Genomic DNA, 21,904 nt, shown 5'->3' with positions numbered 1-21,904 from the left:
CCCGTCCCTTCCGGTCACACGGCGGCGGTCACGCCGACGGGGCGGATCTCCTTGCCCGGCGTCCGGGCCTCGGCCGGCCGGGTGCGGATGGCCAGGACGGTGCAGCCGGTGCGGCTGGACATCTGGTGCTCGGTGCCCGGGCCTTCGACGATCAGGTCGCCCTTGACATAGGAAGGTCCGTCGCTGTGGTCGAGTACTCCGTCAAGTACGAGCATCAGCTCGTAGCCGAGGTGCTCGTGGAAGTCGCCGTGGGCGCCGGGCGGGAAGCGCAGCAGCAGGCCGACGGAGTCTTCCTTCTTCTCCTGGTCGGGGGCCCACAGAACGGCGTGCTCCACGCTGACTCGGCCCGGCTCGCTCCAGGTGGTCCATTCCAGCTCGTTCAGGTCGAACCCGCTGCGGAACACGTTCTGGACGTAGAGGACGTTTTCCATGATCTCCCTCATGCTCTCCTCCGATGCGGCTGAAATCCGGCCGCTCGAAAAGGCTATGAGAGAAACATCCGTGCGATTCGAATGTTTTCGATAGGAGATATCGGGGTAACAGATGGATCTCTGACCGGACTTACCGTCCGAGACCCGGACAGCACAAAGGGCACGACCCCTGGGAGAAATCGACTGAAGCGATTTCCGGGGCCGTGCCGCAGGTGTTTCCCGGTTGTTTTCCCGGTTGTTTTCCCGGTGTCGCGGCGTACGGCTTCGCGGTGTCGCGGCGTACGGCTTCGCGGCGTGGACGGCGAGGCGGCGGGCGGTGGTACGACCCGGCCGGTGGTACGACGCGGCCGGCGGCCTGGCGGGGCCGGCGGCCCGGACGCCCTAGGAGGCGATCTGGTGCAAGGGCCGGTTGTCCGTCTGCTGGTTGAGGACCGTCAACGACGTGACGGCGGCCATGCGGTCGGTGCCGGCGGCGGGTAAGGGCAGGCGGCGCAGGAGCTCCAGGACCGAGCGGGCGGCCTGGCTCAGGTGCTCGGGCTGGGCGTAGAGGACCCGTACGTCCAGTTCGCAGGAGGGGAGGGTCGGGATGACCGCGAGGTGCTGGGCGGCCAGGGAGGGTTCGGGCGGGAGCATCGCCACGCCGTAGCCGGAGCGGGCCAGTTCGCGCACTCCCCCGACCGAACCGGCCTCGATGACGGGCGCGTCGATGCCGTAGCGGTCGCGCAGGGCGGCCAGGAGGGGCCGGTGGCAGGTGCACTCGGCGTTGATGGTCAGGACGCGGACGCTGCGCAGGGCGTGGGCGAGGTCGTCGGCGGCCGCCAGGGACGGCGAACCGACGGGGACCAGCGGCAACGGCGGAAGCTTCTCCGCGGTCAGCTCCGCCGGCAGGGCCGGGGCCCCCTCGTCCAGGGCCACCAGGGCGAGCGGCAGTTCACCGCGCAGGACCGCCTCGGCGACGTTCAGGAAGCTGGTGGCGCGCGGGGAGACCTGCACCTTGGGATAGCGGTAGCGGGTCTCGCGGATGAGGTGGCCGACCCGCTGCTCCATGAGGAGCGCGTCGGCGCCCAGCGGCACCCGGCCTTCGGCCTCGGCTCCGGGGTGCAGCGCCCCGGACAGCTCGTTCACGGTCTGGAAAATGCGTTCGGTGTATTCTTTCACGATCTCACCGTGCGGAGTGAGCCGGACACCGTGCGGAAGTCTTCTGAACAGTGGATAACCGAGTTTCGTTTCGAGGGCCTTGATGTGACTCGTGACGCTGGATTGGGCATATCCAAGGTTGCGAGCCGCTTTCGAGACGTTGCCCTGCTGGGCGACTTCTCTGAATGTTCGCAGGTGGTGAAAGGCGAGATCCAATACCATTGCTGTCCCCAAGAGTGAGAGATCTTGCGTCGGAATGCGCCGCGCGCGGTCCGGTCGACCGCAACGGGCGCAGTTCGTCTGACTGTTCTGCGAGAACGCTCCTCCGGGCCGTGCCGGTTCTCTTACCGCTCGCCCCCGAGCACCAGCACGCCGTACCCTGCCGCTAAGCGTTGCCCTAACGCATCGCTGCGGATACCCCCGTTAGTCATGGGATCCTGACATGCCGTCGCGTCGCTCGGCAAGTCGTCCCCGCATCAACGACGTCGAAGGAACCTGGATGTCCCCCCACCCTCCGCTCGCACCCCACTCACCCGCCGAAGGCCCGCCCTTGCTGGGCGAACCCCTGGCCCTGGAGTTCATCAACACCCATTACGCGGTGCGCGGTTGCCTGCGTGACGGGCTGGCCGGAACCCGCGAACTCGCCTGGTGGCTATGGGCGTGTCGCGAGCGGTTCGCGACCGCGCCGAGCGAGGGGGACCTGGCGCGGATCGCCCCCTCGGACGTGGCGTGTTTCCAGCAGCTGCGCGACGCCGCACGGAGTCTGATCGAGGCCCAGGTCCTCGGGCAGGCACCCGACCCGCGGGACGTCGCCCAGCTCAACCGGGCCGGTGGGCTCGGGCGTTCGTGGCCGGTCCTGATATGGGAGCCCGGCTGCCGGCCCCAGTCCGTCCTCACGGGCGGGGGCGGTCCGCTCTTGGAATGCCAGGCCGAACTCGCCCACGAGGTCGTCCGCCTGATGACCTCCCCCCACCTCGAGGTCAAGCCCTGCCTCGCCCCGGGCTGCGTCCTGTACTTCGAACGCACTCCGCCCCGGCGCGCATGGTGCTCGCCCGGCTGCGGCAACCGCGCCCGCGCCGCGCGCCACTACAGCCGTCACCACCGCGGCCCCGCCCCGTCCGACCGCCCCTGACCCGGCCCTCACCCCACCCTCGTCTCTAACGGCCCTTGCCGAACGAGCCGTTATGAGCGGCTGACGTGCTGGTATCGGATTCCGGTATATCAGCCATCTGAGACGTGATCAGGAAGGGCCGTCGCGCGGCTCTAACGTCGTCACCACCGGACCGGAAGGCCGCCGAGCCGCCGGAACCGCCCCCCACCACCCGGGATCAGGCCCCGCTCAAGGGCGCCCGGGAACGCCAGGACCCGCACACCCGGGGCCACCGCGTCGGTGGTGATGACCCGCCGTCAGACAGACAAGGACCCTTGATGCTCTCCACACGTCCGAGCCGCCGCCGTCTCGCCAAGGCCGCCATCGCCGGCCTCGTGCTCGCCGCCGCCGTCTCCACCACCCCGGCTGGCGCGGCCTCCTTGGACACGGACACGGGCGCGCGTGCGACCCCCGACCGCGTCCTGTACTGGAACAACGCCATCCTCGACGCCTTCCGCAAGGTCGGCGGCACGCCGGGTCCGCTCACCCGCGGTGGCGCGATCATGAACATCGCCATCTACGACGCGGTCAACTCCATCAGCACGGTCGGCAAGCCGTACCTCACCAAGGACGCCTCCGCCGCGGGCCGGTACGGAGCGGTCGACTCGGCGGTCGACCACGCCGCCTACACCGCGCTGAAGAGCTCCTTCCCCACCGTGGACTTCACCCAGGCGTTCAACACCGCCCGCGCCCTGCCCGACCGGGGCACCGCCGCCGAGCGTCAGCTGGGCAGCCAGCTCGGTGTCAAGACCGCCAACGCGATCATCGCGCACCGCACCAACGACGGCTCGGTCAACACCACGCCGTACGTCGTCACCACCGGCCCCGGCCACTGGATCCCCGCCCCGAACAAGCCCGTCGGCGCCCCCAACTGGGGCAAGGTCAAGCCGTTCGCGCTCACCAGCGGATCGCAGCTGCGTCCGGCCAAGCCGGCCGGGTTCACCACGCCGGAGCAGATGCTCAAGAGCCCGGAGTACGCCGCCCAGGTCAACGAGGTCAAGGCCGTCGGCGGGAAGAATTCCACCGTCCGCACCGCCGACCAGACCCAGATCGCGCACTACTGGGCCAACGACGTCGACGGCACCTACAAGCCCGTCGGCCAGCAGTACGACCACACGATCGCTATCTACAAGAAGTACCGCCCCTACGGCGGCTCCTTCGACTCCGCCAAGCTGTTCGCGAAGCTGTCGGTCTCCCTCGCCGACGCCGCCATCGCGATCTGGGACTCCAAGTTCGACACCGACTGGGACCTGTGGCGGCCCCAGCACGCCATCAACTTCGCCGACCAGGTCCCGAACCCGGACCTCACGGCCGACCCGGCCTGGCAGCCGCTGGAGAGCGACCTCGCGGGCAACAGCTTCAGCCCCAACTTCCCCACCTACGTCTCCGGCCACTCCGGCATAGCCGCGGCGTGGGCGGGCGCGCTGAAGAACCACTTCGGCCGTGACGACCTCGCCTTCAGCGCCGGCACGGACGACCCCTTCGCCCAGGGCGTCACCCGCTCGTTCCCGTCCTTCTCCGCCGCCGCGAAGGAGAAGGCCGACAGCCGGAAGTACATCGGCGTGCACTTCGAGTGGGACAACGCCGCCGCGCTGACCCTCGGCTACCAGGTCGCCTCCAAGGCCACCGCTCGCTTCTGACCCGCACCACCCCGTTCCACGGTGTGCCGGAGCCGCCTTGCCCGACAGGCGGCCCCGGCACACCGCCGTACCCCGGCACCGCCGCCGTACTCCGGCACCGCCGCCGTACCCCGGCACCCTCCGCACCACCCCGCCTCCGCCGCCCCTCCGATCGACAGGAGCAGGTCCCATGTCCGACACCGCCGCCCACGCGGCCCCCGCGACGACCCCCGATCCACCCGCCGCGGCGGCCCCCACTCCCGCGCCCGCGACACCGGCACCCGGGCCGGCGACGGCACCCGCGGGCGGCCGCTTCGCCAGCAAGGCGCCGGCCCGCCCGGCCCCTCGGACGATCCTCGTCTCCACCGTGGCCGCCGCCGTCGCCCTGACCGCGGTCGTCCTGGCCGGCACCCTCATCGACCAGCCCATGCTCGTCCCCCCGCTCGCCGCCAGCGCCGCCCTCGTCTTCGGCGCCCCGGCGCTCCCCCTCTCCCAGCCCCGCAGCGTGATCGGCGGGCAGCTCGTCTCCGCCCTGACCGGTTTCGCCACCCTCGCCGTGGCCGGCTCCTCCACCTGGGCCGCCGCCCTCGCCGGCGGACTCGCGCTCGGCGCCATGATGGCCGCTCGTACGCCCCACTCCCCCGCCGCCGCCACGGCCGTCATCGTCGTGGTCACCCAGCCCCCCACGTGGCTCTTCCTCGTGCTCCTCGCCTTCGCCACGGTGATCATCACCGCCATCGGACTCGTCCGCTCCGCCCTCGAACGCACCACCCCCCGCTATCCCCTCTACTGGTGGTGACCACCCCATGACCAGCCGGTACGCCCAACTCCTCTTCACCCCCGCCGTCCAGCACCACCAGACCGCCGCCGGAAGCGCCCGCGGCTACCAGCGCATGGCCCGGGCCGAGGGGCCCGAGCCCGACCGGCTGGGCCCGGACGAAGAGCACTTCATCGCCGAGCGCGACAGCTTCTACATCGCCTCCGTCAACACCGGCGACTGGCCCTACGTCCAGCACCGCGGCGGGCCCCCCGGCTTCCTCCACCCCGTGGACGCCCGGACGCTGGCGTACGCCGACTACCGCGGAAACCGCCAATACATCACCAACGGCAACCTCGACGACAACCCCCGCGTGGCCCTGATCCTCACGGACTACCCGAACCGGACCCGCCTCAAGATCCTCGGCCACGCCGCCATCGCCTCCCCCGCGGCCCACCCCGAGCTCACCCGGCGCCTCAGCCGCCCGGCCACCCCCACGCACCCCCACCCGCCCATCGTCGAACGCCTCGTCCTCATCACCATCGAGGCCTTCGACTGGAACTGCCCGCAGCACATCACCCCCCGCTACACCACCGCCGAACTGCACGAGGCCCTGCAGCCCCTGCGCGCCCACCTCCAGGAGCTCCAGCGCGACAACGAGGCCCTCCGCCGGCTCCTCACCGATCACGGCATCCCCCACCCGGCCCCGCCCGAATGAGCGGGGCCGGGTGGACGCGTCAGGTCCTGCGGGCGTGCAGGACGTGGGCGCCCAGCGCCAGCGGGCTGTGGCCGAGGAGGTCGAGGCCCTCGGCGGCGAGCAGCCGGGCGTAGTGCTCGGCCGTCCGCTCGCGGCCTCCGGTGTTGCACATCATGTGGAGGTCCCAGGCGGTGGCGAGCGAGGGGGTGGCGTCGGCCGGCAGGAGCCGTTCGACGACGAGGAGGTCGGCGTGCGGGGGCATGGCGTCGGCGCAGTGGCGCAGGATGCTCCGGCAGCGGTCGTCGTCCCAGTCGTGCAGGACGCGGGAGAGGAGGTAGACGTCGCCGCCCTTCGGGACGTCCGCGAAGTCGCCCGCCCGGTAGGAGCACCGCCCGCCGGCGTCGGTGGCGGCCAGCCGGGCGCGCGCCGCGTCGAGGACGTGCGGACGTTCGAGAAGGATGCCGCGCAGGGTGGGGTGGGCGGTGAGGACCCGGCCGAGGAGTTCTCCGGTACCGCCGGCGATGTCGACGACGGTGCGGGGGCGGCCGGGGGCGGTGGCGGCGGCGGTGAGGACCGGGTGCGCGGGGAGGGGGTCGAACATGGCGGCGCTGGACGCCATGGACCGGTCGAACAGGGCCGCGAGTTCGGGGTCGCGGGCGAAGTGGTCGAAGTGGTTCTCGCCGTGGAGGTGCTCGAAGCCGGGCTCTCCGCTGCGCACGGTGTGGGTCAGGTGCGCGAAGGACTCGTAGAAGGGGCCGCCGTACATCAGCGCCAGGGGCCGCATCGAGCCCGGGGCGTCCGCGTCCAGGAGGGCGCCGACATCGGTGAGGCGGAAGCCGTCGGGGCCTTCGACGACCACGCCCAGCATGGCGAGGTACCGCAGCAGGGTCGCCAGGCTGTCGGGGTCGGCGCCGACGGACCGGGCCAGCTCCGCGGTGGAGGCGCCGGGGTGGCGGTGCATGGCCTCCGGCAGCCGGAGCCGCGCGCACGCCGCCAGGGCCTGGGTGGTCCAGGCGCCGGTCAGCAGCCACAGCAGCGCTTCCGCCGGCCGCGGCGCGCCGGGCCGGCGCGGGCGGTCCGCCGGGACGAGCGGACGGCCGAGGTGCTCGGCCAGGACGTCCCGGTGGTCCCCGCCCGCGTACAGCTCGACGCGCCGGTACGGCGTCTTCGTACCGTCCGGGGCGGTGAAGTAGAAGACCGTGCCGTTCTCGTGCGGGTTGTAGCCGCCTCCGTCGGCGGCCGCGCCGTGGCGCGCGAAGCTCGCCAACAGCCCGCGCAGCACCAGGGGGTCGGGCCGCTCGACGTCGAAGGCGAGGTGTGCCTCGTGGTCCAGGCGGCGTTCCTCCTCGACGATCGCGGACAGGCCCGAGCCGGCCGGCACCGTCAGGGCGAACACCTCGACCGTCCGGTGCTCCCCGGCGGGGCCGTGGACCACCGGACGGAGAATCCTTACGTCAAGATCCTCGGGGCTGCGCCGGTGGCGGGCGGCGAGGCGTTCGCGTACGACGACACTGGGCCGCGCCGGGGCCTCGGCGGAGAGTCCGCAGGCCGCCAGGCCGGCCCGGAGCGCGGGCTCGTCGGGCGGGAACACGAGCACGGCGGCGTGGGCGAAGCGGCACCGGTCCGTCAGCGCCCGCAGTTCGGGGCCGTCGAGGCCGGGCAGGACACGGGAGAGCAGGTCGGAGGTGCCCTGCTCCCGGACGAATCCGGCCGTCGCGCGCAGCCGCTCCGCATCCTCGTCCGCGTGCGTGTGCGCCGTCGTCGTCGTCGTGGATGCGGGCATGGTGAAGCGATGTTCGGAGTGCATTCCCTGTCCGTGGGTGAAGGAGGAAGTCCGGGCCGGGCCCGGTACGGGGACGAAGACGCGGCGGAGGAGGACGCGCGAGGGCCGCGGAGGAAAGAGGGCCGGGGGGAAGAGGGGGCCGGTCAGACGCCGACGTAGTTCTCGGCGAACCAGTCCTGGTGGGCGCGTGAGGTGCGCAGCGAGGCGATACGGGAGTGGCGCAACCGCTCCTGGAAGAGGGAGCCACCGTCGGGCCCGGGGGCGTCGTGCAGGAGGCGGATCATCCAGTGGGAGAACTCCTGCGCCCGCCAGATGTGGGCCAGGCACCGCTCCGAGTACGCGTCGAGGGGCTCGGGGTCGCCGTGCGCGAGGGCCGCCGTCAGCGCCCGGGCCAGGATCTCCGCCTCCAGCACCGCCAGGTTCGCGCCCTTCGCGGCGGACGGGCTGATCAGGGCGGCGGCGTCGCCCACCAGGAACAGCGAGCCGTGGCGCAGCGGTTCGAGCACGTCGGACGCGAGGTCGACGACGGCCCGCTGGACGATCCGCCCGCGCCGCAGGGGTCCGTACGCGTGCGCGCGCATACGCAGGTCGAGTTCGTCCCAGACGCGGTCGTCGCCCCAGGCGTCGTCCCGCGTCCCGCGCGCGCACTGGAGGTAGTAGCGGGTGATCTCGGCGGAGCGGGCCATGTGCCCGGCGAATCCGCGCGGGTGGGTGGCGTAGCCGACGGCGTCCAGGCTCGGCGGCGCCTCGGCGAGCAGGCCGAGCCAGGAGACGCCGTGGTCGCGGTGGTGGCGGTGGACCGCCCCGGGCGGGAGCGCGCGCCGACCCGCGCCGTGGCGGCCGTCGCAGGCGGCGACGTACCGTCCCCGCCACCGTCCGGGGCGCCCGTCCCGCTCCCGTACGGTCACGGCGGGCGTGGGACCGTCGGCGTCGGCCACGGCGACCGCCTCGGTGTCGAAGCGGATCCGTCCCCCGGCGTCGACGAACCGGTCCAGCAGGTCGGCGACCAGCTCGTGCTGCGGATACACGGTGTGCGGCTCGCCCCGGCCGAGCTGCCGGTAGTCCAGGCGGAAGCGGCCCTCCTCGGTGCGGAACTCGCAGACGCCGTGCTCCTGCCCGTGGCGGCGCAGGCCCCCGTCCAGGCCGTGGCGTTCCAGGATCCGTACGGTGTTCGCGGCGAGGAAGCCGGCCCGGGCCCGGTTTCGGACGTGGTCGCGGGCGGCGCGTTCCAGCACGACGCAGTCGATGCCGGCGCGGAGTAAGAGATTGCCGAGGACCAGGCCCGCCGGGCCGGCCCCCAGGATCACCACATCGGCCGAGTCCTGGGGAATCCCGGCGTATTGACTCTCTGTCACAACGGTGGATCTTAGGCATGGAGAAATGGGGCGACACACAGATGTCACCCGAACGCACCACATGACGCGAAAAGGATTCTTCCGTCATCGGAGCACCGGCACCGTGCTCGGCGACCGGGCCGTCCGCGCAGGCGGGGGCCGCCCCGGGGCCCCTCTCCGGCCGGCAGGCCGCTTCTGCCCTCTTTACGCCCGCGCAGACGGCCGGGTCGCGATGATCCATGTCACTGTCGTGGGACCTTCAGTACGCCACGACGCAGCCCTTAGCGTGGCCGAAACGAGCCGGACTCGACGCGTACGGGGCCGCCCCCGGGCACCTCGTACGCGCAGAGGCGTCGGCGACCCGCTGCTCGTCACCGGCACGGTGAAGGGATCATGATGTTCCGCAAGGTACTGGTGGCCAATCGCGGCGAGATCGCGATTCGCGCCTTCCGCGCAGGCTACGAACTGGGGGCGCGCACGGTCGCCGTCTTCCCCCATGAGGACCGCAACTCCCTGCACCGGCTGAAGGCCGACGAGGCCTACGAGATCGGCGAGCCCGGGCATCCGGTCCGGGCCTACCTCTCCGTGGAGGAGATCGTCCGGGCGGCCCGGCAGGCCGGCGCCGACGCCGTCTATCCGGGGTACGGATTCCTGTCCGAGAACCCGGAGCTGGCACGCGCCTGCGAGGAGGCGGGCATCACGTTCGTCGGCCCCGGCGTGCAGACCCTGGAGCTGACCGGGAACAAGGCGCGGGCCGTGGCCGCCGCCCGGGAGGCGGGCGTCCCCGTGCTCGGTTCCTCGGCGCCCTCCACGGACGTGGACGAGCTGGTGGCCGCCGCCGACGGCATCGGCTTCCCGGTGTTCGTGAAGGCCGTCGCGGGCGGCGGCGGCCGCGGCATGCGGCGGGTCGAGGACCCGGCGACGCTGCGCGAGTCCATCGAGGCGGCGGCCCGCGAGGCCGAGTCCGCCTTCGGCGACGCGACGGTCTTCCTGGAGAAGGCCGTGGTCGACCCGCGCCACATCGAGGTGCAGATCCTCGCCGACGGCGAGGGCAACGTCATCCACCTGTACGAGCGCGACTGCTCGCTGCAGCGGCGCCACCAGAAGGTCATCGAACTGGCGCCCGCCCCGAACCTCGACCCGGAGGTGCGGCAGCGCATCTGCGACGACGCCGTGAAGTTCGCCCGCCGGATCGGCTACCGCAACGCCGGCACCGTGGAGTTCCTCCTCGACCGCGAAGGCAACCACGTCTTCATCGAGATGAATCCGCGCATCCAGGTCGAGCACACGGTGACCGAGGAGGTCACCGACATCGACCTGGTGCGGTCGCAGCTGCGCATCGCCGCCGGCGAGACCCTCGCCGACCTCGGCCTGACGCAGGAGTCCGTCGTCCCGCGCGGCGCCGCCCTGCAGTGCCGGATCACCACCGAGGACCCGGCCAACGGCTTCCGCCCGGACACCGGCATGATCAGCGCGTACCGCTCCCCCGGCGGCTCCGGCATCCGCCTCGACGGCGGCACGACCCACGCCGGTACGGAGGTCAGCGCCCACTTCGACTCGATGCTGGTCAAACTGACCTGCCGGGGCCGGGACTTCGGGACCGCCGTCGACCGGGCGCGGCGCGCGGTCGCCGAGTTCCGCATCCGGGGCGTGTCCACGAACATCCCCTTCCTGCAGGCCGTGCTGGACGACCCGGACTTCCAGGCGGGGAACGTCACCACGGCCTTCATCGAGGAGCGGCCGCATCTGCTCACCGCGCGCCACTCCGCCGACCGCGGCACGAAGCTGCTCACCTATCTCGCCGACGTCACCGTGAACAAGCCGCACGGCCCGCGGCCGGAGCTGATCTCCCCGGCCGGCAAGCTGCCGGCGCTGCCCGCGGGCGAGCCGGCCGCCGGCTCCCGGCAGCGGCTCCTCGCGCTCGGCCCGGAGGGCTTCGCGCGGAGCCTGCGCGCCTCGTCGACGATCGGGGTCACCGACACCACCTTCCGCGACGCCCACCAGTCGCTCCTCGCCACCCGGGTCCGGACCAAGGACCTGCTGGCCGTCGCCCCCACGGTGGCGCACACCCTGCCGCAGCTGCTGTCCCTGGAGTGCTGGGGCGGCGCCACCTACGACGTCGCGCTGCGCTTCCTCGCGGAGGACCCGTGGGAGCGGCTCGCCGCCCTGCGCGAGGCCGTGCCGAACATCTGCCTGCAGATGCTGCTGCGGGGCCGCAACACCGTGGGATACACCCCCTACCCGACCGAGGTGACCGACGCGTTCGTGGAGGAGGCGGCCGCCACCGGCATCGACATCTTCCGGATCTTCGACGCGCTCAACGACGTCGACCAGATGCGCCCCGCCATCGACGCCGTACGGGCGACGGGGACGGCGGTGGCCGAGGTCGCGCTCTGCTACACCGCCGACCTCTCCGACCCGGCGGAGAAGCTGTACACGCTGGACTACTACCTGCGGCTGGCCGAGCGGATCGTCGCCGCGGGGGCGCACGTGCTGGCGGTCAAGGACATGGCGGGCCTGCTGCGCGCGCCCGCGGCGGCCACCCTGGTCTCCGCGCTGCGCCGCGAGTTCGACCTGCCGGTGCACCTGCACACGCACGACACCGCGGGCGGCCAGCTCGCCACGTACCTCGCGGCGATCCAGGCGGGGGCGGACGCGGTGGACGGCGCGGTGGCCTCTATGGCGGGGACGACCTCCCAGCCGTCGCTGTCGGCGATCGTCGCCGCGACCGACCACTCCGACCGGCCCACCGGTCTCGACCTCCAGGCGGTCGGCGACCTGGAGCCGTACTGGGAGAGCGTCCGCAAGGTCTACGCCCCCTTCGAGGCGGGCCTGGACTCGCCGACCGGGCGCGTCTACCACCACGAGATCCCCGGCGGGCAGCTCTCCAACCTGCGCACCCAGGCCGTCGCGCTCGGCCTCGGCGACCGTTTCGAGGACGTCGAGTCGACGTACGCCGCCGCGGACCGGATGCTGGGCCGGCTGGTGAAGGTCACGCCGTCGTCGAAGGTGGTGGGCGACCTCGCGCTGCATCTGGTGGGCTCCGGGGTGGCGCCCGCGGAGTTCGAGGCGGCGCCGAACCGCTTCGACATCCCCGACTCGGTCGTCGGCTTCCTCCACGGCGAGCTGGGCACGCCTCCGGGCGGCTGGCCGGAGCCGTTCCGCAGCAAGGCGCTGGAGGGCCGCGCCGGCCCCAAGCCGATGCGGGAGCTGACCGCGGAGGACCGCGCGGGCCTGGCGGAGGACCGGCGCGGGACGCTGAACCGGCTGCTGTTCCCGGGCCCGACGAAGGCGTTCGAGGCACACCGGCAGGCGTACGGCGACACGAGCGTGCTCGACAGCAAGGACTTCTTCTACGGGCTGCGCCCCGGGAAGGAGTACACCGTCGACTTCGGGCCCGGGGTGCGGCTGCTCATCGAACTGGAGGCGATCGGCGAGGCCGACGAACGCGGCATGCGGACCGTCCTGTCGACCCTGAACGGCCAACTCCGCCCGATCCAGGTCCGCGACGAGGCGGCGGCCGCCGACCTCCCGGTGACCGAGAAGGCCGACCGGTCGGACCCGGGCCATGTCGCGGCGCCGTTCGCGGGCGTGGTGACGCTGGCGGTCGCGGAGGGCGACGAGGTCGAGGCGGGGGCGACGGTGGCGACCATCGAGGCGATGAAGATGGAGGCCTCGATCACCGCCCCGAAGAACGGCCGGGTGTCCCGCCTGGCCATCAGCCGGATCCAGCAGGTGGAAGGCGGTGACCTGCTCGTCGTGATCGGGTGAGGGGGGTGGGGCGGTCGCCGGGAGGCGGCCGCCGTCGCCTCTCCTCGATCCGGGGTGCGAGAGCGGCGCAGGGGGCCGGGCTCGGAAGCCTTGTCCATACGGCTGGCACCCGTTCACGCGGGGCGTGTTCCGGATGGAGGGAAGGGTCCGGTGATTCCTAGCCTTGGATCATGAGTTCTCGTCGTTTACGGATATCAACCGCTCTACTGGCGTTGGCCGCCGTGTCGTCGCTCCTCACCGCGGGTGCCTCGGCCGCGCCGCGGCCCTCCGGCGGCGCGTGGCCGGTGCAGCGTGACGCCGACGCCCTGCGCGATGCCGGGGTCACCGGAGTGACGGTCCGCCTGGAGACCCCGCGCGGTACCGTCACGGCCGGCTCGGGGGTCAGGGACCTGGTCACTCGTCGCCCGGTCCCGGAGGACGGCTACCTGCGGCTGGGCAGTACCACCAAGACGTTCGTCGCCACCGTGGTGCTGCAGCTGGTGGGCGAAGGCCGGGTCTCCCTCGACCAGACGGTGGAGGAGCTGCTTCCCGGGGTCGTCGCCGGAGCCGGGAACGACGGCCGGACCATCACCGTCCGCGACCTGCTGGGGCACACCAGCGGCCTGTCCGACTACGTCGCCGACGTCTTCCCCGAGCAGACCGCCCGGACCTACTTCGCCCACCGGTGGCGCGCCTACGCGCCCGAGGACCTGGTCGCCCTGGCCGTGCGTCACGAGCCCGCCTTCCCGGCCGGCCACGGCTGGGCGTACTCCAACACGAACTACGTCCTCGCCGGAATGATCATCGAGAAGGTCACCGGCCGCACCTGGGACCGCGAAGTCCACGACCGCATCCTGCGCCCCCTGGGCCTGACGCACACCGATACCCCCGGCACCCGGCCCTTCCTGCCGCGACCATACGCGTCGGACTACCAGCAGTTCACCGCGGACGGCCCGATGCTCGACACCACGATCCCCTACCGTCCCTTCGACAGCGGGGCCGACGGCTCGATGACCGGCACGGCCCGCGACCTCAACCGCTTCTTCAAAGCCCTGGTCGACGGCCGGCTGCTGAAGCCCGCCGAACAGGCCGCGATGCGGACGATGGTCCCGGTGCCGGAAGGCAGCGGCCACCCGGCCGGGACCCAGGACGGCCTGGGCCTGTTCTTCACCCCCCTGTCCTGCGGTGGCGGATACCTCGGGCACGGGGGGAGCGGCTTCGGATACGTCCTGCGCGCGGCGACCACCACGGACGGCCGACGCACGATCACGGTCTCGGCCCACAGCCGCCCCGCGGACCCCCGGACCGCGGCCCGCCAGGAGGACGCCCTGCGCACCCTCGTCGACAACGCCCTCTGCCACCCCGCCTGATCCGGCCGCACGGCGTGGGCACGAGTGCCCGGCTCATCCGCCCCACGCGGCGAGGGCACGGGCGAGCGCCTCGCCGCGCCTGGGCCCCATCCGTCACCCTCGGCGGCTCCAGGGCATCCGGGACCACGGGAGTGCCAAGTCGTCCTGGTGGGCCACCTCGTGAGGGGTGAGGGTCGTCAGGGGGGACGCCTCCCGGTGGCGGGTGAAGACCGTGTCGACGTAGCGGTGGCCCGTGTCGGGGGCGAGGAAGAGGATCGTCCGGTCGGGGGTGCGGGTGTGTTCGTGGCGGGCGGCGAGGTAGGCGGCTCCGGTGGAGAGGCCCGCGAAGACCGCGTGGCGGCGCAGGAGGTCGACGCTGCCGGCGAGGGCCGCGTCGAAGGAGATCCAGTGGAGGGTGTCGTACAGCGCGTGGGAGACGTTCCCGAAGGGGATGGAGCTGCCGATGCCCGCGATGATGATCTCGGGGTCGGCGATGTGCTCGGCGCCGAAGGTGACGCTGCCGTAGGGCTGGACGCCGACCAGTTCCACATCGGTCGGGGCGCCGTCGGGGGCCTCGCGGAGGTAGCGGGCGAGGGCGCCGGTGGAGGCGCCCGAGCCGACGCCGCCGACGACGGTGAGCGCGTCCGCGCCCGTCGCCTCGCGGACCCGGTCGGCGATCGGGCGGTAGCCGAGGTAGTGGATGTCGTCGTGGTACTGCCGCATCCAGTGGTACTCGGGGTGCTCGGCCAGGATCTCGTGGATCCGTTCCACCCGGCGCTTCTGGTCGAGCTTGAGGTCGTCGCACGGCTCCATCCGCTCCAGCGTGGCGCCGAGGACCGCGAGTTGGACGCGCAGGGTGTGGTCCACCGTCGTCGACCCGACGATGTGGCAGCGCATGCCGTGCCGGTGGCAGGCCAGTGCGAGGGCGTAGGCGTAGATGCCGCTGGAGCTGTCGAGGAGGGTGTCGCCGCGCCGTACGACTCCGGTGTCGAGGAGGTGGCGGACCGCGGCGAGGGCGGAGACCACCTTCATCGTCTCAAAGCGCAGGCAGACGAGCCGGTCGTCGAGGCGTATCAGGTCCGGCCGGCCGATCGCCTCCGCGATGTGCTGGTCCATCGGGGACCTCCTGGGTCGTCGTGGTGGTGGTGAAGGTGCGGGTGGTGGGGATGCCGTGGGCGTCGAGGGCGCGCAGGCAGCTCCGTACGCGGTGCCGCCAGCCGCGGGCGGCGGGGTCGAACAGCACCCCCGCCACCGCGCCGCTGTGCGCGATCTGCACGCCCGCCGCCCCGGTCCGCCGGGCGATGACGGTCAGGGCGTCGAACTCGGGGTGGTGCAGGACCTGTTGGCCACGGTGGGCGCTGGCGGTGGCGACCTGACCGAGGAGTCGGACGTCGCCGGTCGCCACCGCGCGTCGCAGCAGCGCGCGGAGCCGTTCGAAGTCCCGTACGTCGGCGTCGGAGGCCTCCCGTACGGGCAGGGCGAGGGTGTCGACGGGCGCTCCCCCGCCGAGGGCGCAGCCCACGACGACCAGCGGCGGGAGGGCCGGACCGAGGACCTCCAGGACCCGTCCCTCGCGCTGGGCGAAGAGCACCGGGCGCCCGTCCAGCATCAGCGGGTCGCAGGCCAGCTCGGCGCGCACGGCGAGCCGGGCGACCGTGTCGGGGGTCAGGGTCAGCCCGTACGCGTCGGCGACCGCGCGCACGGTGGCGATCACGTCGCTGGTGGAGCTGCCCATGCCCAGGCCCACCGGTACGTCACCGGCCAGCCGCAACTCCCCGCCGCTGGGGGCGAGTCCGGTGCGGCGCGCGCACTCGGCGACCGCGAGGGCGGCGGCGTGCGCGGCCTTCGTCCGGCCGGAGGGGACGGCCGTCAGCGCGCCGGGCGGGGTGCCGGGCCGGCGGAGGAATGCGGCGCGGCTGCCCGGGCCGGCCAGGGGGAGGGTGACGAGGCCGGCGCACCGGCGTCCTTCGGCGTCACGGAAGACGCCCTGGAGGATCTCGCCGTGGTGGCAGGGCGCGTGCCCGGTGCCGGTGGTGAGGGCGGGGGCACCCAGGGCGGGGGTTCCCGGGGCGGAAGGTCCCAGTGGGGCTCCCGGGGCGGTGGGGGCGCTGGGGCTCATGCGCCGCGCCCCGTCCGGTAGCGGTACAGGACCGTCTCGTCGGCGCTGAACTGGGAGAAGGGGAACGGCTCCGCCGACAGGGCGGTCACCCCTGAGCCGAGGAAGGCACGGGCGACGGCGCTGCCGCTCTGCGCGTACACGATCAGCGGGACGCCCCGGGACCGGCAACGCTCCAGGATGGTGTCGAACGAGCCGTTGCCGAGGGTCATTCCGGTGGCGACGACGGCGTCGGCGCGGTCGAGCACCGCGTGCATGTCGTCGGTGACGGGGTCGCCCCACTGGGTGGTCTTGAGGTTGAAGTCGCAGAGCAGCGGTTCGCCGCCGCGCTCGCGGATGGCCGCGACCAGCGGGTTGACGACGCCGATCAGGCCGACCTCGGCGCCCGCCGGGAGGTCGAGCAGGCCCGCGATGGCCGCGTCCCGGGCCTTGGCGCGGACCTCCGGAGGACCTGCGGGGAGGGTGACGGGTTCGGCGTCGCCCGCCGCGGCGGCCACCCGGTGCGGGCGCGTCTCGGAGAGGTGGGCGTCGAGCGCGGCGATCCGCAACGGGCGGGGGGCCTCCCGCAGCAGGACGTCGAGCGGGGTGCCCGAGGCGTCCCGGCAGACGGCGGGGTCGATCTCCCCGGCCTCGAAGGCGCAGCCGCCGAACGAGCCGCCGACGCGGACCAGGACGTACTGGTTGAGGTACGTGATGTCGCCGCCGGCCAGCCGGGTGCCGTGGTGGATCCAGAACACGCTGGTCGCGACGGGCCGGGAAGCCGGCAGGCCGCTGCCGTCGCCCCGGGAGGGGGCGTCGGCCCGTTCGTGGTCTTCGCCGCCGGCGAGGACCTCTTCGATGAGCGCGTCGACGGATCCGGCGGAGGCGGGGGCCGGGGCGGAGGGGGTGGTCTGGGTCTGTGGCATGGGGTTCCTTGTCAGGGTGCGGGGTGCGGGGCGGGCAGGCGGGTGGCGAGGGGGCGTCGGTAGGTGACGGTCGGGTGTCCGTGGCCGTCCGTGGTGAGCGCGGCCTCCACTTCGAAGACCTCGGCGAGCCGTTCGGGCGTCAGGACGGCGGCCGGCGGCCCGGCGGCGACCAGCCGGCCGTGGTGCAGGAGCAGCAGCCGGTCGCAGTGGCGGGCGGCGAGCGAGAGGTCGTGCAGGGCCACCACGACCGTCTGCTCGGTGCCGGACAGCAGTTCCATCAACTCCAGCTGGTGCCGGACGTCGAGGTGGTTGGTCGGTTCGTCGAGGAGGAGGGCGTACGGCTGCTGGGCCAGCGCGCGGGCCAGGTGGGCGCGTTGGCGCTCACCGCCCGACAGTTCCTTCCAGGAGCGGCCGGCGAGGGCGGTGAGTCCGACGCGTTCCAGGGCGGCCGCGACGACCGCGCGGTCGGTGGCGTCGGGTCCGCGCCAGCGGTCCCGGAACGGAGTGCGCCCCAGGCCCACGACATCGGCGACCCGCAGGTCGTGGTCGGCGCCCGGCTCCTGCGCGACGAAGGCGACATGGCGGGCGATCCGGCGTGCGCTCCAGTCCCGTACGGACGCGCCGTCGTAGCGGACCGTCCCGGTGTCGGGGGTCCGGAGGCCCGCGAGACAGCGGAGCAGCGAGGACTTGCCCGAGCCGTTGGGGCCGAGGAGTCCGACCGTCTCGCCGGGCGCGATGTCGGCGCCGACCCCTCGTACGATCGGCGTTCCGGCGGCCGACCAGGTGAGTTCCTCCGCGGTGATCCTCACAGCGCGCCCCTCTTGCGCAGGACGAGGAGGAAGAGCGGCACGCCGAGGAGCGCGGTGATCACGCCGACGGGTACTTCCCGTGGCGCGAACGCCACCCGCGCCAGGGCGTCCGTCCACACCAGGAACACCGCGCCGGCGAGGGCGGCGTACGGCAGCAGGACGCGGTGGGTCGGCCCGACGAGGAACCGGACGCCGTGCGGGACGATCAGGCCGACGAATCCGATGGCACCGACGGTGGCGACCGCCACCGCGGTCAGCGCGGCGGTGACGACGAGCAGCAGCGTCCGCGTGCGCCGTACCCCGATGCCGAGGGAGGCGGCGGTGTCCGCGCCGAACGCGAGGCCGTCGAGGGCGTTCGCGCACAGCCACGCGGCCAGCAGTCCGACCGGGGTGACGACCGCGCAGACCAGTACCGCGTTCCAGCGGGCCGGCGCCATCGAGCCGAGGAGCCAGTGGGTGACGGCCCGGGTGGTGTCGGCGTCCGCCGAGGCCATCAGGATCAACGAGGTCAGCGCGGTGAAGAGCTGGCCGATCACGACGCCGGTGAGGACGATGCGGACCGAGTCCGGGCCCCGGCGCCGCAGCAGGAACAGCAGCAACGCGAACGAGAGCAGCGCGCCGGCGAGGGCGCCGCCGGTGACCCCGAGCGTGCTCGCGCCCACGCCGAGGACGACCACGGCGACGGCCCCGGTCGACGCGCCGGAGGAGACGCCGAGCAGGTACGGGTCGGCGAGGGCGTTGCGCGTGACCGCCTGGAGCACCGTGCCGCACACCGCGAGCGAGGCGCCGACCAGGGCGGCCATCAGGACGCGGGGCAGCCGCAGCTCCCAGATGAGCGAGTCGACGATCGGGGGCAGGGGTTCGACGTCGAGACCGAGACGGGTGCCGAAGACGCGGGCGAGGCCCTCCCATGGGACCTCGGCGGCGCCGACGCGCAGCGCGGCCGCCATGGATCCGGCCAGGACGGTGAGGGCGAGGAGCAGGAGGGCCCCGCGGCCGGCCGGGGACGAGGGGAGGGCGACGGACGAGAGGACCGGGGAGGTCCCCGGGGCCGCGGAGGATCGGCGGTCGGTACGGGCGAACCAGGGGGCCCGCCGGGTGGCCGGCCGTCCCGCCGGGAGCCCGTCCGCCGTGGGTCGGTCCCCCCGGGGCCCGTCCGGGGCGGGTCCGGCCTCGACGGCGGGATCCGTCGCCACGCGGCCGCGGGCCCGGGGGCTCAGCAGGTCAGCGGGCATGGCCGAGGTCCTTGATTCCCCGGGCGAGGAGTCCGAGGGCGTGGACGGAGCGCACGGACGGGTCCAGTTCGATGCCCGGGACCTCGATGATCCGGTCGTCACGGACCGCGGGCAGCCGGGAGATCACGGGGTGCCGGGTCATCGTGGCGCGCTTCTCGGCGGCGCTGTCGCCGGGTCGCCCGCGCTCGGACAGGTCGCCGATCACGATGATGTCGGGGTCGCGCTCGGCGACCTCCTCCCAGGTGACCTCCGGCCAGTCCTCCTCGACGTCGTCGAAGGCGTTCCTGGCGCCGACGATCCGGCTCATCTCGCTGGGCAGGCCGGTTCCGCCGGCGACGTACGGCATGCCGTTGAAGACGGAGTAGAGGTAGACGACGGTGGGCCGCTCCGCGCTCGCGGCCCCGGGGGCATGGGCGGCGGCCCCCCTGGCCCGGGCGACGGCCGCGCGCTGCTCGGCGGCCAGTGCGGCAGCCCGCTGGCGGACGCCGAAGACCGTGCCGAGGTTCTCGTAGTCGGAGAAGAGCAGGTCGAACGGGGTTCTGCCGGCGGGGTTGTGCTGGGGGCAGTCCACGGCGCTGACAAAGGTGGGGACCTTGAGGGCGCCGAGTTCCTCGCGGGTGCCGGCGCGGTCCTTGGTGAGGAGGTCCGCGGAGCCGGCGACCACGAAGTCCGGCGCGGCGGCGCGGAGTTGCTCACCGGTCGCGATCTTCGGGGCGATCACCGGGACCGACGCGTACGCCGTCCGGTACCGCGCGGGGATCTTGGTCTTGAGGTTGGCGGTGCCCGCCATCCGCTCCTGGAGGCCGAGTTCGAGCAGCGTCTCGGTGGAGGCTTGGTCGAGGGCGACGGCGCGCTGGGGAGGTTCGGCGAGGGAGAGGGGGCGCCCGCAGCTGGTGAGGGCGGCCGATCCGGCGGCGGGTGGCGCGACGGGGCCGGGGCGGGCGGTGGAGCAGCCGGCGGTGGCGAGGGCGAGAGCCAGGGCGAGGCCGAGGCGGGCGGGATGACGCATGGGTCTCTCCGGTGGGACGAGGGCGGGGTGGGTTGCGACGGGCCGGGGGCCGGGGGCGACGGGCGGGCAGGGGTGTGGCGGGGCAGCGGGGCACCGGGTGCGAGGGCGCCGCGTTCGAAGAGTACTGTAATGGCAATCATTTTCATTAACGACCCCGGGGGCGTCGTCGCGGACCTCGCCCCCCTCGCCGAGGAGCACCCCACATCGTGGTCACCCCATCCACCGCCACCGCGGCCAAGTCCCCTGACGTACCGCCGCGTTCGGTCCTGCGCGACCTCGCCTTCCTGCGCCTTTGGGCGGGCACCACCGCCTCCGGTCTCGCGACCTGGGCGCTGCCCTTCGTCCTCGGGCTCGCCGTCCTCCACCGCGATCTGGGCGCCACCGGGCTCGGCCTGGTCCTCGCCGCCCGCACCGCCGGGTTCCTCCTCGCGGTCGCCGTCGGCGGCGTGCTCGCCGACCGGCACGCGCGCCGCGCCGTCGTCTTCTGGTCCGCCCTCGCGGCGGCGGTCGCCTCGCCCCTCCTCGCGGCCGGCCTCGGGCACTCCCTCGTGCTGATGACGGCCGCCGCGGCGCTCGCGGGCGCCGGACAGGGCGCCTGCCGCCCGGCGTTCCAGGCGCTCACGGCCGAGACCGTCCAGCCGGAGCGCCGTCAGCAGGCGAACGCCGCCATGACGATGGCCGTCCGGTCCGCCACGCTCGCCGGGCCCGCGCTGACCGCACTGCTCGCGGCCTTCCTCGACGTCGCGTGGCTGCTGCTGGGCATCGGGCTGCTCTGGCTGGTCGCGGCGCTGGTCCCGGCGAGGGGAGGCAGGGGCACCGCCGGCAGCGCGACCACCGCGACCCCCGCCCCCACGACCCCGCGCCCGTCCGACCCCGCCCGACACACCGGGCCCCGCACCGGACCGGACGCCCCGCACCGCCCGGGCTTCCGTGCCGAGTTCGTCGAGGGCATACGCGAGGCCCGGCGCCACCCCTGGTTCCTCGCCGGTCTCGCCGCCCTGGTCGCCGTCATCGCCCTCGGCTACTCCGCCACCAGCGTCGCCCTCCCCCTGATCAGCCGGGACCGTTACGGCACCGAGTGGGTGCTCGCCGCGGCCATGACCGCGTACACCGTCGGCGCACTCGGCGGCGCCCTGTTCATCGCCCGCGTCCGACCGCGGTCCCAGGGCTGGGCCGCCTTCGCCGGCCTCGCGGCGTACGGCTTCGCCCCGCTCAGCCTGGTGCTGCCGGTCCACCCGGCGGTGGTGGTCGGCGCCTACGCCGTCGCGGGGATCGGCATCGAGCTGTTCAACGTGCCCTGGTTCACGGCCACGCAGCGCGAGGTCGCGCCGGACAAGCTGGCCCGGGTCTCCTCGCTGGACTTCCTCGTCTCCTACGGTCTGGCGCCGGTCGGTCTCGCCCTGATCGCGCCGGCCATCGGCCTCCTCGGCGTCACGCCGGTCCTCGCGGCGTGCGCCGCCGCCTGCTTCCTCGTCCCGGCCGCCGCGTGCCTGGTGCCCGGCGCACGGCACTTCGCGCGGCCGGCCCCGGAGACCACGGACTGACGCGTCGCGCAGGACGTAGGCTGGAGCGCGCAGCTGGTTCGCCCCGTCCGCCAGGCGGGAGGCGTCGTAAGAGGGAACCCGGTGGGAATCCGGGACTGCCCCGCAGCGGTGAGCGGGAACGACCGCCGTCATACGCACTGGACCCGGCAAGGGCCTGGGAAGCGACGGCCAGTAGGAGACCGCCGGTCGATCCGGTGGACACGCCCGCGAGTCCGAAGACCTGCCCGCTGCCCGCGCACCCGGCCTCCGGGCTCCCCGGCCCCGTGCGCGCGGATCCGA

The 21,904-nt window shown here is 73.6% G+C and carries 17 protein-coding genes, 1 pseudogene and 1 riboswitch; of the genes and pseudogenes, 7 read left to right on the top strand and 11 right to left on the bottom strand.

Annotated elements, in window-relative coordinates:
- Positions 1-14: 14 nt before the first annotated feature.
- From ACFZBD_RS22515 to ACFZBD_RS22505, 3 genes and pseudogenes are all read right to left on the bottom strand, one after another.
- The gene (locus tag ACFZBD_RS22515; RefSeq protein WP_391142115.1) at positions 15-443 is read right to left on the bottom strand and encodes a cupin domain-containing protein; all 429 of its coding nucleotides are present in this window, start codon (positions 441-443) and stop codon (positions 15-17) included.
- A gap of 369 nt (positions 444-812) precedes the next feature.
- Positions 813-1,589, bottom strand: a complete 777-nt coding sequence (locus tag ACFZBD_RS22510; protein WP_391142235.1) for a LysR substrate-binding domain-containing protein — start codon at positions 1,587-1,589, stop codon at positions 813-815.
- Positions 1,590-1,604: 15 nt separating this feature from the next.
- Positions 1,605-1,790: pseudogene (locus tag ACFZBD_RS22505) on the bottom strand (LysR family transcriptional regulator); the annotation flags it as partial.
- Between the two features lie 277 nt (positions 1,791-2,067).
- Here ACFZBD_RS22505 and ACFZBD_RS22500 point away from each other — a divergent pair.
- The 4 genes from ACFZBD_RS22500 to ACFZBD_RS22485 all read left to right on the top strand — a co-directional run bounded on the left by ACFZBD_RS22500 (position 2,068) and on the right by ACFZBD_RS22485 (position 5,812).
- Positions 2,068-2,700, top strand: coding sequence for an ABATE domain-containing protein (locus ACFZBD_RS22500; RefSeq protein ID WP_391142113.1), 633 nt, complete (start codon positions 2,068-2,070; stop codon positions 2,698-2,700).
- Between the two features lie 296 nt (positions 2,701-2,996).
- Entirely contained in the window at positions 2,997-4,358 is a 1,362-nt protein-coding gene (locus ACFZBD_RS22495) for a hypothetical protein (protein WP_391142111.1), read from the top strand.
- Between the two features lie 169 nt (positions 4,359-4,527).
- Positions 4,528-5,136 carry an HPP family protein gene (locus ACFZBD_RS22490; protein ID WP_391142109.1) on the top strand — a complete coding sequence of 203 codons (609 nt, stop codon included), beginning with the start codon at positions 4,528-4,530 and terminating at the stop codon, positions 5,134-5,136.
- Between the two features lie 7 nt (positions 5,137-5,143).
- Positions 5,144-5,812, top strand: coding sequence for a pyridoxamine 5'-phosphate oxidase family protein (locus ACFZBD_RS22485; protein ID WP_391142106.1), 669 nt, complete (start codon positions 5,144-5,146; stop codon positions 5,810-5,812).
- Between the two features lie 19 nt (positions 5,813-5,831).
- Here ACFZBD_RS22485 and ACFZBD_RS22480 read toward each other — a convergent pair whose 3' ends face one another.
- Together ACFZBD_RS22480 and ACFZBD_RS22475 are read right to left on the bottom strand one after the other, a co-directional pair.
- Entirely contained in the window at positions 5,832-7,574 is a 1,743-nt protein-coding gene (locus ACFZBD_RS22480; RefSeq protein ID WP_391142105.1) for a methyltransferase, read from the bottom strand.
- Between the two features lie 143 nt (positions 7,575-7,717).
- Positions 7,718-8,929, bottom strand: coding sequence for a 4-hydroxybenzoate 3-monooxygenase (locus ACFZBD_RS22475; protein WP_391142103.1), 1,212 nt, complete (start codon positions 8,927-8,929; stop codon positions 7,718-7,720).
- Positions 8,930-9,304: 375 nt separating this feature from the next.
- Between ACFZBD_RS22475 and ACFZBD_RS22470 the strand changes: the two genes are divergently transcribed.
- Together ACFZBD_RS22470 and ACFZBD_RS22465 are read left to right on the top strand one after the other, a co-directional pair.
- Positions 9,305-12,679 (top strand): pyruvate carboxylase, encoded by a 3,375-nt coding sequence (locus tag ACFZBD_RS22470; RefSeq protein WP_391142232.1) that lies wholly within the window; start codon positions 9,305-9,307, stop codon positions 12,677-12,679.
- 170 nt (positions 12,680-12,849) lie between these two features.
- Positions 12,850-14,028, top strand: coding sequence for a serine hydrolase (locus ACFZBD_RS22465; protein WP_391142102.1), 1,179 nt, complete (start codon positions 12,850-12,852; stop codon positions 14,026-14,028).
- A gap of 93 nt (positions 14,029-14,121) precedes the next feature.
- On the opposite strand, the gene ACFZBD_RS22460 is transcribed toward ACFZBD_RS22465, so the two are convergent.
- From ACFZBD_RS22460 to ACFZBD_RS22435, 6 genes are read right to left on the bottom strand one after another with little or no spacing between them, the layout of a single operon-like run.
- Positions 14,122-15,123: a pyridoxal-phosphate dependent enzyme gene (locus ACFZBD_RS22460; RefSeq protein ID WP_391142100.1), complete on the bottom strand. Its 1,002-nt coding sequence runs from the start codon at positions 15,121-15,123 to the stop codon at positions 14,122-14,124.
- Entirely contained in the window at positions 15,044-16,126 is a 1,083-nt protein-coding gene (locus ACFZBD_RS22455; protein WP_391142097.1) for a GHMP kinase, read from the bottom strand. Before ACFZBD_RS22455 ends, ACFZBD_RS22460 begins: the two co-directional genes overlap by 80 nt.
- Complete coding sequence (locus tag ACFZBD_RS22450) at positions 16,123-17,028, bottom strand: Rossmann-like domain-containing protein (RefSeq protein WP_391142095.1); 906 nt, start codon at positions 17,026-17,028, stop codon at positions 16,123-16,125. Before ACFZBD_RS22450 ends, ACFZBD_RS22455 begins: the two co-directional genes overlap by 4 nt.
- A gap of 11 nt (positions 17,029-17,039) precedes the next feature.
- Entirely contained in the window at positions 17,040-17,837 is a 798-nt protein-coding gene (locus ACFZBD_RS22445; RefSeq protein WP_391142092.1) for an ATP-binding cassette domain-containing protein, read from the bottom strand.
- A complete protein-coding gene (locus ACFZBD_RS22440) occupies positions 17,834-19,072 on the bottom strand; it encodes an iron chelate uptake ABC transporter family permease subunit (RefSeq protein ID WP_391142090.1) in 1,239 nt (412 codons plus the stop codon). The genes ACFZBD_RS22445 and ACFZBD_RS22440 overlap by 4 nt, the downstream gene beginning before the upstream one ends.
- Positions 19,062-20,081 carry an ABC transporter substrate-binding protein gene (locus ACFZBD_RS22435; RefSeq protein ID WP_391142088.1) on the bottom strand — a complete coding sequence of 340 codons (1,020 nt, stop codon included), beginning with the start codon at positions 20,079-20,081 and terminating at the stop codon, positions 19,062-19,064. The genes ACFZBD_RS22440 and ACFZBD_RS22435 overlap by 11 nt, the downstream gene beginning before the upstream one ends.
- 206 nt (positions 20,082-20,287) lie before the next feature.
- On the opposite strand from ACFZBD_RS22435, the gene ACFZBD_RS22430 reads away from it, so the two are divergent.
- The gene (locus tag ACFZBD_RS22430; protein ID WP_391142084.1) at positions 20,288-21,625 is read left to right on the top strand and encodes an MFS transporter; all 1,338 of its coding nucleotides are present in this window, start codon (positions 20,288-20,290) and stop codon (positions 21,623-21,625) included.
- Positions 21,626-21,692: 67 nt separating this feature from the next.
- Positions 21,693-21,847: riboswitch (cobalamin riboswitch) on the top strand.
- Positions 21,848-21,904: the final 57 nt, after the last annotated feature.

This window comes from Streptomyces sp. NPDC008121, from assembly GCF_042957155.1.
Taxonomy (GTDB): Bacteria; Actinomycetota; Actinomycetes; order Streptomycetales; family Streptomycetaceae; genus Streptomyces.
Note: the sequence above shows the minus strand (reverse complement) of the source record. Positions and strands in the feature narration are given on the sequence as shown.

What these genes read in the sequence shown, in the direction of transcription:
- ACFZBD_RS22515 (WP_391142115.1), bottom strand. Translation starts at nt 443, where the DNA reads ATGAGGGAGATCATGGAAAACGTCCTCTACGTCCAGAACGTGTTCCGC.
- ACFZBD_RS22500 (WP_391142113.1), top strand. Translation starts at nt 2,068, where the DNA reads ATGTCCCCCCACCCTCCGCTCGCACCCCACTCACCCGCCGAAGGCCCG.
- ACFZBD_RS22495 (WP_391142111.1), top strand. Translation starts at nt 2,997, where the DNA reads ATGCTCTCCACACGTCCGAGCCGCCGCCGTCTCGCCAAGGCCGCCATC.
- ACFZBD_RS22490 (WP_391142109.1), top strand. Translation starts at nt 4,528, where the DNA reads ATGTCCGACACCGCCGCCCACGCGGCCCCCGCGACGACCCCCGATCCA.
- ACFZBD_RS22485 (WP_391142106.1), top strand. Translation starts at nt 5,144, where the DNA reads ATGACCAGCCGGTACGCCCAACTCCTCTTCACCCCCGCCGTCCAGCAC.
- ACFZBD_RS22480 (WP_391142105.1), bottom strand. Translation starts at nt 7,574, where the DNA reads ATGCCCGCATCCACGACGACGACGACGGCGCACACGCACGCGGACGAG.
- ACFZBD_RS22470 (WP_391142232.1), top strand. Translation starts at nt 9,305, where the DNA reads ATGTTCCGCAAGGTACTGGTGGCCAATCGCGGCGAGATCGCGATTCGC.
- ACFZBD_RS22465 (WP_391142102.1), top strand. Translation starts at nt 12,850, where the DNA reads ATGAGTTCTCGTCGTTTACGGATATCAACCGCTCTACTGGCGTTGGCC.
- ACFZBD_RS22460 (WP_391142100.1), bottom strand. Translation starts at nt 15,123, where the DNA reads ATGGACCAGCACATCGCGGAGGCGATCGGCCGGCCGGACCTGATACGC.
- ACFZBD_RS22455 (WP_391142097.1), bottom strand. Translation starts at nt 16,126, where the DNA reads ATGAGCCCCAGCGCCCCCACCGCCCCGGGAGCCCCACTGGGACCTTCC.
- ACFZBD_RS22450 (WP_391142095.1), bottom strand. Translation starts at nt 17,028, where the DNA reads ATGCCACAGACCCAGACCACCCCCTCCGCCCCGGCCCCCGCCTCCGCC.
- ACFZBD_RS22440 (WP_391142090.1), bottom strand. Translation starts at nt 19,072, where the DNA reads ATGCCCGCTGACCTGCTGAGCCCCCGGGCCCGCGGCCGCGTGGCGACG.
- ACFZBD_RS22435 (WP_391142088.1), bottom strand. Translation starts at nt 20,081, where the DNA reads ATGCGTCATCCCGCCCGCCTCGGCCTCGCCCTGGCTCTCGCCCTCGCC.